This window comes from Amycolatopsis albidoflavus (genome assembly GCF_039525725.1).
In the GTDB taxonomy this organism is placed as follows: Bacteria; Actinomycetota; Actinomycetes; order Mycobacteriales; family Pseudonocardiaceae; genus Amycolatopsis; species Amycolatopsis albidoflava.
The window spans coordinates 114,872-129,440 of record NZ_BAAAHV010000021.1 but is presented as its reverse complement, the minus strand read 5'-3'; the positions used below and the strand labels follow the sequence as shown (position 1 = coordinate 129,440).

General features: G+C 69.2%; 16 protein-coding genes. 6 read left to right on the top strand and 10 right to left on the bottom strand.

From position 1 onward, the window contains the following. Positions 1–110: 110 nt before the first annotated feature. Positions 111–1,250 carry an epoxide hydrolase family protein gene (locus ABD156_RS31220; protein ID WP_344281917.1) on the bottom strand — a complete coding sequence of 380 codons (1,140 nt, stop codon included), beginning with the start codon at positions 1,248–1,250 and terminating at the stop codon, positions 111–113. A 59-nt stretch (positions 1,251–1,309) separates the two neighbouring features. On the opposite strand from ABD156_RS31220, the gene ABD156_RS31215 reads away from it, so the two are divergent. Further along, a complete protein-coding gene (locus tag ABD156_RS31215) occupies positions 1,310–2,266 on the top strand; it encodes a helix-turn-helix transcriptional regulator (RefSeq protein ID WP_344281914.1) in 957 nt (318 codons plus the stop codon). A gap of 16 nt (positions 2,267–2,282) precedes the next feature. On the opposite strand, the gene ABD156_RS31210 is transcribed toward ABD156_RS31215, so the two are convergent. Beyond that, on the bottom strand, positions 2,283–2,909 hold the full coding sequence (locus ABD156_RS31210) for a response regulator (protein WP_009085782.1): 627 nt from the start codon (positions 2,907–2,909) through the stop codon (positions 2,283–2,285). 61 nt (positions 2,910–2,970) lie between these two features. Then, the gene (locus ABD156_RS31205) at positions 2,971–3,789 is read right to left on the bottom strand and encodes an excalibur calcium-binding domain-containing protein (protein ID WP_344281903.1); all 819 of its coding nucleotides are present in this window, start codon (positions 3,787–3,789) and stop codon (positions 2,971–2,973) included. A gap of 193 nt (positions 3,790–3,982) precedes the next feature. Between ABD156_RS31205 and ABD156_RS31200 the strand changes: the two genes are divergently transcribed. Next, a complete protein-coding gene (locus tag ABD156_RS31200) occupies positions 3,983–5,395 on the top strand; it encodes a 3'-5' exonuclease (RefSeq protein WP_344281900.1) in 1,413 nt (470 codons plus the stop codon). Here the strand turns inward: ABD156_RS31200 and ABD156_RS31195 are convergent. Next, on the bottom strand, positions 5,384–5,704 hold the full coding sequence (locus ABD156_RS31195) for a nucleotide pyrophosphohydrolase (protein WP_344281897.1): 321 nt from the start codon (positions 5,702–5,704) through the stop codon (positions 5,384–5,386). The two genes, ABD156_RS31200 and ABD156_RS31195, sit on opposite strands and share 12 nt — an antisense overlap. Before the next feature lie 108 nt (positions 5,705–5,812). On the opposite strand from ABD156_RS31195, the gene ABD156_RS31190 reads away from it, so the two are divergent. Further along, a complete protein-coding gene (locus ABD156_RS31190) occupies positions 5,813–6,742 on the top strand; it encodes a hypothetical protein (RefSeq protein ID WP_344281894.1) in 930 nt (309 codons plus the stop codon). Here ABD156_RS31190 and ABD156_RS31185 read toward each other — a convergent pair. From ABD156_RS31185 to ABD156_RS31170, 4 genes are all read right to left on the bottom strand, one after another. Beyond that, entirely contained in the window at positions 6,739–8,292 is a 1,554-nt protein-coding gene (locus tag ABD156_RS31185; protein WP_344281890.1) for a hypothetical protein, read from the bottom strand. The two genes, ABD156_RS31190 and ABD156_RS31185, sit on opposite strands and share 4 nt — an antisense overlap. Positions 8,293–8,326: 34 nt before the next feature. Further along, positions 8,327–8,476 carry a hypothetical protein gene (locus tag ABD156_RS31180; RefSeq protein WP_344281886.1) on the bottom strand — a complete coding sequence of 50 codons (150 nt, stop codon included), beginning with the start codon at positions 8,474–8,476 and terminating at the stop codon, positions 8,327–8,329. A gap of 173 nt (positions 8,477–8,649) precedes the next feature. After that, positions 8,650–9,585: a type I pantothenate kinase gene (coaA, locus tag ABD156_RS31175; RefSeq protein WP_344281883.1), complete on the bottom strand. Its 936-nt coding sequence runs from the start codon at positions 9,583–9,585 to the stop codon at positions 8,650–8,652. Positions 9,586–9,718: 133 nt separating this feature from the next. Continuing rightward, positions 9,719–10,342 carry a macro domain-containing protein gene (locus ABD156_RS31170; RefSeq protein WP_344281880.1) on the bottom strand — a complete coding sequence of 208 codons (624 nt, stop codon included), beginning with the start codon at positions 10,340–10,342 and terminating at the stop codon, positions 9,719–9,721. 98 nt (positions 10,343–10,440) lie between these two features. Between ABD156_RS31170 and pheA the strand changes: the two genes are divergently transcribed. From pheA to ABD156_RS31155, 3 genes are all read left to right on the top strand, one after another. Further along, complete coding sequence (pheA, locus tag ABD156_RS31165) at positions 10,441–11,346, top strand: prephenate dehydratase (protein WP_344281877.1); 906 nt, start codon at positions 10,441–10,443, stop codon at positions 11,344–11,346. Next, complete coding sequence (locus ABD156_RS31160) at positions 11,343–11,960, top strand: histidine phosphatase family protein (protein WP_344281874.1); 618 nt, start codon at positions 11,343–11,345, stop codon at positions 11,958–11,960. Before pheA ends, ABD156_RS31160 begins: the two co-directional genes overlap by 4 nt. Positions 11,961–12,110: 150 nt before the next feature. After that, positions 12,111–12,776, top strand: coding sequence for a DUF4232 domain-containing protein (locus ABD156_RS31155; RefSeq protein ID WP_344281871.1), 666 nt, complete (start codon positions 12,111–12,113; stop codon positions 12,774–12,776). A gap of 21 nt (positions 12,777–12,797) precedes the next feature. Here ABD156_RS31155 and ABD156_RS31150 read toward each other — a convergent pair whose 3' ends face one another. After that, a complete protein-coding gene (locus ABD156_RS31150; protein ID WP_344281868.1) occupies positions 12,798–13,256 on the bottom strand; it encodes a hypothetical protein in 459 nt (152 codons plus the stop codon). 57 nt (positions 13,257–13,313) lie between these two features. After that, positions 13,314–14,555 carry an MFS transporter gene (locus tag ABD156_RS31145; protein ID WP_344281865.1) on the bottom strand — a complete coding sequence of 414 codons (1,242 nt, stop codon included), beginning with the start codon at positions 14,553–14,555 and terminating at the stop codon, positions 13,314–13,316. Positions 14,556–14,569 lie beyond the last annotated feature (14 nt).

Below are 14,569 nucleotides of genomic sequence, written 5' to 3'. Positions count from 1 at the left end.
CAATTGGGTGAATCAATCAACGGCAGTCGGCTACCCTCAGCTTCGTCCGGGACGCCGAGAACCCCGTACGCAGCAATGCGTACGGGGTTCGGGCGCGGAATCAGCAGGGGTCAGTCGCGCGCAGCGAAGAAAGCGCGGATGTCGCCGGCGAGGAGGTCGGGGCGTTCCAGCGCCGCGAAGTGGCCGCCTTCCTCGAAGCGGCTCCAGTGCACGATGTTCGTGTTGTCGCGTTCGGCGAAGGCCTTGATGGTCTGGAAGTCGTCCTTGAACACCGCCACGCCAGTGCGCGCGTCGCTCACTCGCGGTTCGGCCTCCGCGCGGGCGTTCTCCAGGTAGCTGCGGCTCATCCCGGAGGCGGCGTTGGCGAACCAGTTCACGCTCACCTCCATCAGGATCTTTTCCAGCGGCACCAACGAAGTCCCGTTGCCGAAGGAGTTGAACAGCTCGCTGTAGGCGAGTAATCCGATCGGGGAGTCACTGAGGCCGACGGAAACCGTTTGGGGACGCGAGGCGTTCATCGTGTTGTAGCCACCAACTGATTGAAACCATTGCATGTGCGCGAGACCGGCGTGGTCGGCCGGGTCGAGGCGTTCGAACTCCGCCGGGTCGCCGGACGGGAACGAGAACAGCTGCAGGACGTGCAGGCCGAGGAAGCCCTCCGGGTTCAGCAAGCCGAGCTCCCGGGCGGTCATCGCGCCGTTGTCCGAGCCGTGGATTCCGTAGCTCTCGTACCCGAGGCCGCGCATCAGCCGGTCGTACGCGGCGGCGACGCGAGGGATCGTCCAGCCGGACTCGGCGACGGGCTGCGAGAAGCCGTAGCCGGGCGCGTCGGGGACGACGACGTCGAAGGCGTCCTCGGCGCGGCCGCCGTAAGCGACCGGGTCGACGAGGCGGTCGATCAGGTCGAGGTAGTCGACCGACGAGCCGGGATAGGTGTGCGCGAGCAGCAGCGGCGTCGCGCCGGGGTGGGCGGAGCGGACGTGGATGAAGTGGAACGTCTGGCCGTCGATCTCGGTGGTGAAGTGCGGGAAGGAGTTGATCCGCGCTTCGGCGGCGCGCCAGTCGAAGCTCCGCCACGCCTCGATCGCCGTCCGCAGGTAGGCGTTCGGGGTGCCGGCGTCCCAGTCGTCGGTCGGCGACGGCTGCGGCAGGCGGGTGCGGGCGAGGCGGTCGTGCAGGTCCGCGAGTTCGGCGTCGGTGACCTCGACGGTGAAGGGGCGGAGGGTGAGGGAGGCGGTTGCGTTCGTCATGAGAAGAACACTAGGAGGCTAATAGGTAGGATCAGTTCCTAATAGAATAGGGAGTTTCGATGGCTGATCCGACGGCGCGGTTGCTGGCGCTTCTCGCACTGCTTCAGAGCGCGGCCGGGCGGAGCGGCAGGGAGCTGTCGGAACGCCTGGGCGTCTCGGCCCGGACGATCCGCAACGACGTCGAGCGGCTGCGTGACCTGGGCTATCCCGTCGAGGCGGCGCGCGGGAACGTCGGTGGCTACCGGCTCGGCTCTGGTGGAAAGCTGCCTCCCCTCCTGCTCGACGACGAGGAGGCGGTGGCGGTCACGGTCGGCCTGCGGGCGGCGGCGGGCATCTCCGGGATCGACGAGGCAGGCACGCGGGCGCTCGCGAAGCTGGAACAGGTGTTGCCGGCCAGGCTGCGTCCGACGGTCGACGCGCTGCGGTCGACGATCGACCGCGGTCCGGAGAACACCGGCACCGACGCGCCCGATCCGGAGATCGACGGTGCTGTGCTGCAGGAGGTCGCGCGGGCGATCCGGCACGTCGAATGGCTCCGGTTCGACTACGCGGACGAGCTGCGGCTGGTCGAGCCGTACCGGTTGCTGAGCTGGCAGCGGCGCTGGTACCTGGTCGCCCGCGATCCGCAGGACGGCAGCTGGGCCACCTACCGCATCGACCTGATGGAACCGCGGATGCCGACCCGTCGCCGGTTCGAGCCGAATCCCTTGCCCGGCGGGGATTACACCGCCTTCGCGATGCGCACGATCGCGGCGAGCGGCTGGCTCGTGCACGCGCGCCTGCGCATCGACGCTCCGGCGGAGAAGGTGCTGGCACGGATCAACCCGACGGTCGGCGTCGTCGAACCCATCGGCGAGAACCAGTGTGTGCTCGTCACCGGCGCGGACAGCCTGGACACGGTGGCTGTCTACATTGGAATGTTGATGATGGACTTCACCGTCGAGTCGCCGCCGGAACTGGTCCCGTTGCTGCAGCTGCTGTCCGAACGCTACGGACGCGCCGTCGCGGGAAGCTGATTCACGGGCAGCTGATTCACTTGCCGCGCCGGGCAATCCACGCCGCGGCCTGGGTGCGGCGCTGCATGCCGAGCTTCGCGAGCACAGACGTCACGTAGTTCTTCACCGTTTTTTCAGCGAGGAAAAGACGTTCGGCGATCTCGCGGTTCGACAGGCCCTGCCCGATCAGCTCCAGCACGTCCCGCTCGCGATCGGTGAGGGCGGCCAGTTCGTCGGTCGGCGGATGGCGCAACTTGTCGAGCACGCGGGCGGTGCTGACCGGGTCGAGCAACGACCGCCCGGCGGCGACCTCGCGGACCGCGTTCACCACGTCCTGGCCGCGCACCTGCTTGAGCAGATACCCCGAAGCGCCCGCCATGATCGCGCCGACCATAGCTTCTTCGTCGTCGAACGCGGTGAGCATGAGACAGGCAGGCGGATTCGGCTTGGACCGCAGTTCGCGGCAGAGCGTGATGCCGTCGCCGTCCCCGAGCCGCACATCCACGACCGCGACATCCGGCTCGACGTGCATAGCCACCGCGAGCGCCTCTTCGACACTCCCGGCCTCAGCGACCACTTCCAGGTCGGCCTCGTCGCTGAGCAGGTCGCGCAGGCCCCGCCGGACGAGTTCGTGGTCGTCTACTAGCAGCACCTGGATCGGCATATGTCCAGGTTACGGTGCGTGGGGCGGTTCGTCTGCCGGTCGTGCCGCACGACACCAGGAGTTACCGCTCGCAGGCGATTCCGTCGCCGTCGCGGTCCAGACCGGAGCGGTAGCCCGGGTCGCCGCGGTGAAGCGGGGTGACCCCAGCGGCTTTCGCGGCCGCGCAATTCTTGTAGTACGCAGCGCTCGGCTGTTCGGGTTCCGGCTGGTCCTCGACCGGGGGCGGCGGGGGAGCGGCTTGCTCGGACGTGCGCGGGGCCGGTGGCGGGGCGGGCGTTTCCTTCGGCGGAGCAGGGGGCGGCACCGGCGTCGGCGCGGTGATGACGCCCTTGCAGGGTTCCGCCCACAATCCGGCCGCCGCTTGCTGGGCCGCGTTTGCCGCGTTGCGCAAAGAGTCGGAGATGACGTTTCCGGCCAGCCGCGCGTATCCGGCCGAAAGCGTCGCGGTCGCGTAGTCGGTGCCGTCGTTCAATGCGAGCGCGACGCCGTCAGTGGTGTCCGTGGTGATCTTTACTGCCGCGCCGGCGAGCTTGTTATTGGCCCAAGTAACGGTTTCCGTCGCGTAGCAGTTGTTCCCAGTCGCCACTTCGAGACCGAGGACGCGCACGGTGCGATGGCTGCCGTCCGAACCGGCCAGTTCGACGTTAGCGGCGTCGGTGATTTTGTCCACGGTGTACGTCACCGGCGCCGGAGAGACTGAGGTGGTCACCGGGGTTGTCGAGGGCGGGGCGGCGGGTGCGGCAACCGGCTCCGGCGTCGGCGCGGGCTTTCCGAACACCGCGCCCAGAATGAAGAGAACCGCGAAGACGCTGAGGACGACCGTCAGCCAGGTCGGGAATTTCAGCTTGGGGCGCGGCGGCGGCGCGGGCGTGGAGTGCATTCGGAAATCCTCTTCCTGAGGCGGGTGCCGAATGGACTTCGCACAAGCGGCCGCGAGTGTTACACGACAGGGTTTCGCGGAAAGGAAGAAGTCACGGATCAGTTACAAAGCAAGCTTTCTCCGCAGCGGGTGTGACGGTTCGCGACTGCCCCGCGATGGTTATGGGAACTGTCCAGGAGAAAGCGCACCCCCGATGGCCGAGCTGATCGAACGACTGTCCCTGTCCCCGACCGGGCAGGTGCCCGCGAGCGGTACGGAATTCACCGCGATCGACGTGAAGACGACCGGATTGCACGCCGGTCGCGTGCTGGAGGTCGCCGCGATCCGGTTCCGCGGGGACGGAACCTTCCTCGGCGAGTTCGCGACGGTCGTCGCCGCGGAGGCGAACCGGCGCAATCCGCACCGCATCACCGCGGCGGAACTAGCTGGTGCGCCGGCTTTCGGCGACATCCTCAGCCGGTTGTTCGATCTGTGCCGGGGCGCGGTCGTCGTGGCCCACGACCTGTCTTCGGCGGAGAGCCTCCTCGCCGAGATCAGCCAGCTGGGCGTCCGGCTGCCCCGGCTGCCCGGAATCTCGCTCAAGGACACCGCACAGGCGACGTTGCCGTTGCCCAACTACCGTCTCGCCACCATCGCCCGCGCCTTCGGCATCGAGGACTTTCCCGGTTACCTCGCCGAGCCGGCCGCCCGGGCGTGCGCGCAGGCGATGATCGCTCTCGTCGGGACCCATGGGTTGCGGCTGGCGCACCCGGTGCGTTTCCCGGAATTGCCGCGGTATGCGGCCGGGGCGGCAGCCCTGCGCCGGTCGGTGGACGGCGCGGAGAAAGGGTGGATGGCCGAGGCGGTCGACCGGGTTTCCGCGGGAGACGGCGGACCGGTCGCGCAGGCTTACCTCGATCTGCTTGCCGAAGCGGTCGGCGACGAATTCCTGGCTGACGAGGAGGTCTCGGCGCTTGCCGGCCTAGCGGCTGAAGCTGGGCTGCCCGCAGCGGAGGTCCGGCGGGTGCATGCCGGTTTCGTCGCGGAGCTGCGCCGGGTCGCGGAGGCCGACGGGGAGGTGACTTCCACCGAGTACCGCGAACTGCGGCAGGTCGCGGAGGCGCTCGGGGTGCTGGAAGCGGTGGTGGACCTGAAGGTGACCGCCACGGGACACAAGCCGACGAGAGTTCTCGTGCTCGGCGCGACGGCGGACGCGGACCAGTTCCGGGCGCGGGTGCTGTCGGCGGGATTCCAGCTCGCGAAGAACCTGACGGGCTCGGTCACGCACCTCGTGTACGACGCGGAGGTGCGTGAGTCCGAACCGCGGCTTTCCCGGGCGCTCGAACTCGGTGCGCACGTCGCGCGGCTGGACGAGGCTCCGGTGTTGTTGGGTTTCGAGAGCGCCCCGCAGCCGAGACATCAGAAGGCGCCCTCGGGCAGCAGCCGGCTGGCCGGCCGGGTGCTGATGGGAATCGGACTAGTTCTGATGGTCCTCACCGTCGCCGCGATGTTCGGCGGCGCCGGGTTGGGGCCGGGGATCTTTCTGGGTGTCTTCGCGGTCGGTGCGCTGGTCGGCGGCTGGTATCTCGACGAGACGAAGCGGGTGGCGGCCGGGTCAGCGGGCTAGCGGAGGGAACCTCTTCTCGTTTCGGTCCACCTTCGCGTTCGCCGCTTCCAGCAGGTCGATTCCCAGCACGTCCGCCAGCCGGACGAGATACAGCATCACGTCGGCGATTTCGTCTTGGACGTTGAACTCCTGGGTCGGGTCCGCGCGCCAGTTCGCGGCCTCTTCCGGCGTCAGCCACTGGAACAGGGCGATCAGCTCGCCTACTTCGCCGGACAGGGCCATCGTCAGGTTTTTCGGGGTGTGGAACGGTTCCCATTCCCGGGCGGCGGCGAAGTCGCGGAGGCGCTGGGTGAGGTCGTCTAGGGTCACCGGACCTGACTATCACGCGCAGTGCTCACCTGGGGTGTCCGGGTTGGGCCGAAAAGAGTACGCCGTTGGCCCACACGCCGGTTACGGGCGATACGGCAGACTGTTCCCGTGAGCGTCCCCGACCCGGTCGAGTACACCGCCAAAATCGGTGCGGTTCTCGACACTGTGCGGCGGCTGCTCGACTCCGGCAGCCGCGCTGATCTCGCGCCGCTCGCCCGGCGGGCGGTGGACGACATCGTGGGCATGCTCGAGCAGCACGGCGACCTCGCGGCGGACCTCGAGGAGCGGCTTGACCAGGCGGTCGCGTTGTACGCGCGGGCTTGTGCGGCTCGGCCGCCGGAGCCGGGGCAGCTCGCGGACTGGGTGCTGGAGGCGGCGTTCAGCGGGCGGGCGGTCGCGGTGGCCGATTTCGCGGCGGCGCTCGGGGCGGGCGGGCTCGCGCGGATGAAGTCCATTGTGGACGAAGTGTTGCGGGTGAAGCAGCCGGAGAAAGCCGAGATCGCGCAGCGGCTGCAGGAGGAGATCGCCGAGGCCAGCGGAGACGTCGACGGGCTGGTCGCCATTCTCGCGGCCAAGCCGCCTCGGGTGGACGTCAGTCTCAAGATTGTCCGGGTGTTGCGGGCGGCTGGGCGGCACGGCGAGGCGATCGCTTACGCGGCGCGGGTGCTGACTCCGCAGCGGGCGGGAACGCGACTACGGGCAGAGAACCCGAGGGCGGAGAAGCCACCGACGGAAAAGCCGCAGCGGGCAGAGAAGCAGCAGCGGAAAGAAACACCGCAGCAGGCGGAAGCCCCGCACAAAGAAGAACACTCCATTTCGGAGTATCGCGAGCGGATCGAGCAGCTGATCGCGCAAAAAGAAGCGGGCGCGTACCGGGAAGCGGCGCAGTGCCTCAAAAAACTGCGCACCCTGCACAAGCAAGCGGGTACGGCGGAGGAGTTCACCGGCTACGTCGCCGAGCTGGTGAACGTCCACCGCCGCAAAACCCGGTTGCTTGCGGAGATCCGGTCGGCCCGGATCGCGCTACCGAAGGGCTAGATTTCGGCCAGGGCGGCGCGGTAGGCGTCCAGGTCGTAGTCCAGCTGGTCTTCTTCCTCGGTTTCGGTCAACTGTCCTTCCAGGACGGTCACCAACCGGTCGAGGACCTCGGTGCGGGAAAGGTCCTGCCGCAGCAGGTTCTGCGCGGCGGTCCACACTTCGGCGGGCTCGTCGTCCCACAGCTGGTCCACAATGGACGTCTCAAGCGCGAGGCGGAGACCGTCGGCGCCGTCGAATTCTTCCGCGGCCAGCGACTCGTGGTACTCCGGGTGCGCGCCGATCACCAGCAGCCGGCGCTGTTCCGGGTCGCCCGGGTCCAAGTCGGTCAGTTCCTCGTCACCGATCACTGTGGACAGTTCGGGCACCGCGAAACGGCGGCGGGCCACCACTTCCAGGGCTTCTTCGGCGGACTCGGTGCCGTCGAGGTAGTCGCTGAAGTCGTCTTCCTCGTCGTCGTCCGAGAGGTACTCGCCGAGGTATTCGGTGACTTCTTCCAGCAAAGCCGCGGTCGCGATTTCGGACAGTCCGGCGCGCGCGGCGGCCCAGCCCGCCCAGGACAGCACGACCGGCGCGACGGCGTCCTCGTCTTCCAGCTCGTATTCGCCGTCCAGCAAGGATTCGAGGAACCGGGCCAGCTTCTCCGGACCGACGCGCAGCGGGTTCGCCTGTTCCACCCGGCAGCCGTGGTCCACCAGCAGATTGGCGATTTCGCGGGCGGCGTCGGCGTCCGGCAGGTTCGTGTCGGCGAGGAACTGGGTGACGGCTCCCTCGCGCTGCGCGGCAGTCCACTCGGCGACCGGCGGAACCTCAGTGGGCTCCGGCAGCGAACGCGCCCAGGTCAGCGCGATGGCGTGGAATCGCGTGTAGTCCTCGCCGACGTCCGGCTCGTCCAAGGCGTCCGTGGCGGCGATCCCGGACACCAGCAGCCGGTGCGCGTCGGCGGGTTCGATCTTCTCCAGTACGACCAGTTCGCCGTCTTCCTCGACCTGCGAGCGCATTTCGGCGAGCACCTCGTGCGGCTCCTCGATGACCACCAGGTCGCGCACCCGGCCGCCCTCGGTGAAGTCCAGCAGCGCGAGCAGGCCGAGCGAGTGGTCGCCTCGGGAAAAGACGCACAGCAGCGAAGACTCGTCGCCGTAAACATCCCCGGTGCGCCAGCATTCGCCGACGCTGACCTGCCCGACCTCGGCGGCCCACTCCGGCTCCGGGATGCCGCGGCCGAGCACCACGCCGAGCGCCTCGGCCGCCGCCGAACGCTCCTCTTCGGACTCGGCCAGCACCTTCAGCGCGGCCAGCAGCGCCGCCGCGCCAGGGGTGATCTTGCGCTGGGCGAAGGCGATCAGCTCAAGCCCGAGCTGGCTTTCCGGCTCGTCCTCCACGACGACGTCCCGCCACTGCCCGACGACCTCGGAACCGAGCAGGTCGATGTCGAACGGACCGGGCTCGGCCGCGACCGCGGAGAAGTCCCGCAGCACGTCCTTGAACAGACCGTTGACGCTGGGGGCGGTGGGTAGGGAACTCTTCTTGCGCGCGCGGCTCACCGGACTCATGCCGCACATCTTGCCTGGACCGAAAGCTCAGGCCTCAGCTGGTCGGCTCCGCCGTGCCGCGTGCCTTCAGGCGCCGTTCGCGCAGCGCGTCGTCGAAGTCGACGACGAACGCCCCCGCGGCCATCGCGACCAGCAGCGTCAATCCCAATACCGCGCCGACCCAGGTCAGGACGATAGTCAACATCGTGGCCTCCTTCGCAGGTCAAGTGCGACTTCCTGCTGCTTTCAGGGTCGCTTGCGGACCGGGGCGCTGGTATCGGCCAAGTGGTTACGAAGACGCTGGCCGATCGGTCAATTACCCGGCTCTTGTGCAGAAAGAGAGCAGAAGGAGGCCAGTGAGGCGCGTGTGGGTGATGCTCAGAGTTTCCGCAATCGAACACGGTTGATGGCGTGGTCGGCGTCCTTGCGAAGCACGAGCGTCGCGCGCGGCCGGGTCGGCTTGATGTTCTCCATCAGGTTCGGCTCGTTGATGGTGCGCCAGAGGTGCCGCGCTTCCTCGCGGGCCTCGTCGTCGTCCAGGCCGGCGAAATGGTGGAAGTGCGACGCCGGGTCGGCGAACGCGGTGTGCCGCAGCTTCAGGAATCGCTCGACATACCAATGCTCGATGTCGTCGATGTGCGCGTCGACGTAAATCGAGAAATCGAACAGATCCGAAACGGTCAGGCTCGGGCCGGGCTGCAGGACGTTCAATCCCTCGATGATCAGGATGTCCGGCCGCTCCACGACCTGCTCCTGGTCCGGGAGGATGTCGTAGGCCAGGTGCGAGTACACCGGCGCGGACACCCGCTCGGCCCCGGACTTCACCTCGGTGACGAACCGCAGCAGCGCGCGCCGGTCGTAGCTTTCCGGGAAACCCTTGCGGTGCATGATCCCGCGCCGGGTCAGCTCGGCGCGCGAGTAGAGGAACCCGTCGGTCGTCACGAGGTCGACGCGCGGGTGGTCGGGCCAGCGGGCGAGCAGGGTGCGCAGGATCCGGGCGGTGGTCGACTTGCCGACGGCGACACTGCCCGCGACGCCGATCACGAACGGCGCTTTGGTGTTGCGGCAGTCCTCGCCGAGGAACGTCGTGGTGGCCTCGTACAGCTGTTGCCGGGCCTTCACCTGGAGGTTGATCAGCCGCGAAAGCGGCAGGTACACGTCGGCGACCTCGGCGAGATCGATTTGTTCCCCGAGCCCGCGGAGCCGGACCAGCTCGTCCGCGGTCAGCGGCAGCGGAGTGGAGCTGCGCAGCTCCCGCCACTGTTCCCGATGCAGCTCTACATAAGGGCTGAGTTCACGGACCCGTGTGGGCATCGCACACTCCTCGGCCGTCGCCTGCGCTGGCTCCGTCTGCGCTACTTCCGTAACGCCGTATCAACGGTAGGGCTTACCGCGCGTGAACGCGCTGTGATGTGATGCACGCACCCCTGAGCCGAGAGGTATTCGATCACCGAAGGTGACCGTTGGCCCCGAACACTTCCTGCCACGCGGCGGCGACCTGACGGGCGCAGGTGGCCGGTGCCACGCCGCCGACGCCGGTGCCGAGACCGGGCATCGCGATCGTCCGCACCGCCGAGGCGACCGAGCCGGAATCCAGCTGTCCGCGCTGCCACTGCAGGAACACCGCGCGCGCCGCGAGATACGGGTGGACGGTGTCGGCGGGCAGCCGTTCGCCGGGCTCGCGCATGGTCGGCGCGCTGATCAGCCACGCCGGTTCGGACTCGCCGGTCGGGACGATCACCGACTCGCCGATCGGCAGCTCACCGCCGTATGAAGCCAAAACCGCACTGCGCACGCTCTGCTCGATGCCGGGGAACGCCCGCGCGTAGACCGCGTCGATCCCGCCGCGCATCCAGCCGTAGGAGTTGGCCGGGCTGACCACCGCCTGCGCGGCGATGTCGAGCACCGAACCGCGATGCACCCGGACAGAGCCGCCGACGTCCGCCACGGCGGAGGTCCACGCCGCGGCCAGCGGTTCATCGACGGCGCACAGCACCAATTCCGGCGTTCGGGGAGAAACCGGCGAAACGGCTTCCCCGTGCCCGGCGTGTGTGCCTGAGTCGGCGGTCACCGTTCCAGCATGGCAAAAAACGCCACCCGGCGTAACCGGTTTAGCCACCGGCTGTCCGAGTGAAAAGCGCCACGCGCGCGGTCGCTAGCCTGACTCCCGTGTTGCGGATCGCGTATTTCGGCCCTCAGGGCACGTTCACCGAGCAGGCCGCCCGCGCGCTCGCGCCGGGCGAGGACCTGACCCCCTACGAGACCGTCCGGCTGGCGCTGCAGGCTGTCCGCGACGGTGCCGCGGACGCCGCGTGCGTGCCGATCGAGAACTCCGTCGAGGGCGTGGTCCCCGCGACGCTCGACGGGCTCAGCGACGGGGATCCGCTCGTCGCCACGGCCGAGACGATCCTGCCCATCCACTTCAGCGTGCTCAAACGGCCGGGCGGCGGCGAAATCCGCACTGTCGCGAGCCATCCGCACGCGCTCGCCCAGGTGCGCGAATGGCTGGAGGCGAACCTGCCGGACGCCACCCCGGTCGCCTCGTCGTCCACCGCGGCCGCGGCCGTCGGCGTGGTCGAGGGCGATTTCGACGCGGCGGTGTCCGCGCCGGTCGCGATCGAGCACTACCCGCTGGAGGAGCTGGCGACCGGCGTCGCCGACGTCTGCGACGCGCAGACCCGGTTCCTGATGGTGCGTCGCCCCGGCGAACTGCCCGCGCCCACCGGAGCCGACCGCACGTCGATCGTCGCGGCCGCGGTCAACCGCACCGGGACGCTGTCCGATCTGCTGGTGGAGCTGGCCGTCCGCGGGATCAACCTGACCCGGATCGACGCCCGGCCGACGCGCAGCAACTTCGGCGAGTACCGGTTCTTCATCGACTTCGAGGGGCACGTCGCCGAACCCCGGATCGTCGACGCGATGGCCGCCCTGCGCCGACGCTCTCACCTGCGCTTCCTCGGTTCGTACCCGCGAGCGGACGAGGTCGCGGCCACGATCGAGGACGGCGCGGGGAACCAGGATTTCCTCGACGCGCAGGCTTGGGTCGACGCCGTTTTGAAGGGAGAGGGCGCATGAGGCTGTTGCTGGTCCGGCATGGACAGACCGAGGGCAATGTCCGCCGCGCGCTGGACACCGCGTTGCCCGGCCCGCCGCTCACCGAACTCGGCCGGGAGCAGGCCGCGGCGCTCGCCGAGCAGCTGAAATCCGAGCCGATCGTGGCGGTGTACGCGTCGGAGGCGGTGCGGGCGCAGCAGACCGCGGCGCCGCTGGCCGAGGCGTTCGGGTTCGACGTGCAGGTGATCGAGGGCGTCAAGGAGGTCGACGCCGGCGACCTCGAAGGCAATACCGACCCGGACTCGATCGGCGTCTACCTGGACGTGGTGAAGGCCTGGACGGAAGGCGACCTCGACGTCTCGATCCCCGGCGGCGAGACCGGCGCGCAGGTGCGCGACCGGATGCTCGGCGCGGCGGGCGAGCTGCGGGCCAAGCACGAGGAAACCTCGCCGGACGGCGTGGTCGTGCTGGTCAGCCACGGCGGCGCGATCCGGCTCGCCGGGGAGTGGCTGGCCGCGAACGTGCCCGCCGAGCTGGCGAACGAGGCGCTGATCCCGAATACGAAGTTCGTCGAGCTGGAAGCCCGCGACCACGGATGGGAGTGCGTCCGCTGGGTCGACACCCGCCTTTCGTGAGCGGTTGATCACTCGCTCGGGGAAACGCTGAGTGAACCCGCATCCGGTGGGGAACTCACCGGATGCGGAGCAACCCCGTCCGGACATGGCACGTCCTCCGGAAGAGGTTCCACCCAGTTCGGCGTTCACCAGCACAGCGAGGCGAGTGAGATGGCAAACACGAAGAAACCGTGGTTTTCCCTGGTCTTCCTGTCCGCAGTGGGCGCGTCGGGGGCGCTGCTGCTTTCCGCGTGCGGCCAGGGCGCTCCCGCCGCGAGCGGCCCGGCGAGTTCGGACACCCCGTCGAGCAGCCCGATGTCGTCGGCTTCGTCCGCGGCGTCGTCGGCTCCTTCTTCCGCGTCGTCCGCGCCCAGCGGCGGCTCGGCTCCGGCCGACAAGCCGCCCGCCGACAACGGCCTGTGCAAGGCAGGCGACGTTTCCCTGTCGCTCGGCGGCGGCGACGCCGGCGCCGGTTCGGAGTACCGGCCGCTGCTGATCAAGAACACCAGCGGCACACCGTGCACCATCCAGGGCTTCCCTGGCGTGTCCTACGTCGGCGGCGAGAACGGGGCCCAGATCGGCCCGGCCGCCGATCGCGACGGCGCCAAGGGCGCGCCGGTGAAGCTGGCTCCCGGCCAGTCCGCCGCGGCCGACCTGCAGTTCGCGCAGGTGCGCAACTTCGACCCTGCCGTGTGCAAGCCGACCCAGGTCAAGGGCCTGCGCGTGTACCTGCCGCAGGAGAAGGCGTCGAAGTTCGTGCCGCTCGACGGCCTCGGCTGCGCGGGCACGAACATCCCGGGCAAGCAGCTCGGCGTGAAGACCGTGCACAAGGCCTGACCGAGGCTCTGCGCGTGGGGATCAGCCCCGCGCGCAGAGTTGTTCCACCTGGACGACGGCGGCCTGCTGGTCGCGGTTGTCGAAGCGGCTGCTGAGCACCATCTTGTTCACCGCTTCGAGGCTTTTGGCCAGCGGCTGGTAGTTGCCGTCGAAGGTCGCCGCCGCCTTGGCCAGCTCCATCGCGCCGGTCACGCGGTGCACCGAATCGTCGGACATCCGGGTGAACTGCGCCGCGTCGACGCCGCCCGTGGTGTCCGGGATGTGCCCAGCGCGAGAGAACGCGGCACACGCGGCCGCGGCGTCGACATTCGCTCCGGCGCGCTGGCCGGACAGTCCCCACAGCAGCCCGACCACGCAGGTGCCGAGCACGAACCCGGCGACGGCGGCGAGGACGAGCGGCCGGCGGGTGGCAGGAGGCGGTGACTCCAGGTCGGTGTCGCGGTCGTCGTCCGGCAGCGGCGGAGTGTCGAGCGCAGTCATCACGTACCTCCGGGCGGCCGGGGTGAGGTGCTATTTCAGCACCAAAACCGCGCCGGATCACTGCTGCGAACGGACTCCGTCCCCGGTCGAGGCCGTTTTGTCATCGAGCGGGCGGCCGCGCAGCGCGAACAGTGCGTAAGCGGTCACGAACAGCAGCAGAACGCCGGAAGCGGTGAAGGTGTCGCCCGCCGATCCGAGCAGCTTCGTGAGCAATCCGCCCAGGAGCGCGCCGAGCGGAATCGCGCCCCAGACGACTGTCCGCCACACCCCGAGCACGCGGCCGAGCAGCTCGCCCGGCACGAGCGTGTGGCGCGCGGTCGCGAGCACCACGTTCACCGCCACCACCGCCGCCGCGAAGACGCCGAACAGCACCGCGGACACCACCGGCTGGCGCACCAGGCCCATGCCGCCGAAGCCGAGCGCGCAGAACAACACCCCGCCGACCAGGACCGTCCGCCGTCCGATGCGCCGGACCAGCCGCGGTGTCAGCCCTGCTCCGAGCAGGCCACCGGCACCGCCGACGAACGCGAAAGCGCCGAAGGTGGCGTCGGACAAATGCAGGTCTTCCAGCGCGTACAGCACCAGCTGCGCCTGGGCCAGTTCGCTGATCAGGCTGAGCAGACCGGCGATCGCGAGCAGTCGCAGCAACAGCGAATGCCGCCGCAGCCAGCGGAAGCCGTCCGCGAAATCCGCCCGGATGTGCGACTTGGTTTCCTGCCGCGGCCGGTAGCTGCCCGCCATGCCCAGCAGCACCGCGGCGCCGACCGCGAACCCGACGGACGAGAGCAGGAACGGGAAGACCGCGAACATCGCGAAGGTGGCGCTGCCGACCGGGCCGCCGAGGAACGTCTGGCCGACGATCTCGCAGGCCTGCAGTTTGCTGTTGGCGCTCTCCAGCCGGTCCGCCTCGACCAGCGAGGGCGGCAGCACGTTCGCCGCGCTCTCCGCGACCGTTTCGGCGATGCCCACGAGCAGCGACGCGACGTAAATCGTCCAGATCTCCATCGCGGCGAACGCGAGCAGCGCGGTGACCGCGGCGACCACGAGCGCGCGCATCGCGTTCGCGGCGATCATCGCCTTCTTGCGGTCGATCCGGTCGACGAGGGTGCCTGCCGGGATGGCGAACAGCAGCCACGGCAGGAACTGCACCGCCGAAAGCGCGGCGATCTCGACCGGATCGCGGGTCAGCGTGGTGGCCAGCAGCGGGAAGGCGACCTTGGCGATGCCGTCGGCGAGGTTCGACGTGCCGCTCGAAGCGAGCAGCCAGCGCAGCCGGCCGTCCGTCGTCCGATGCGACACAAACCACCTCACGA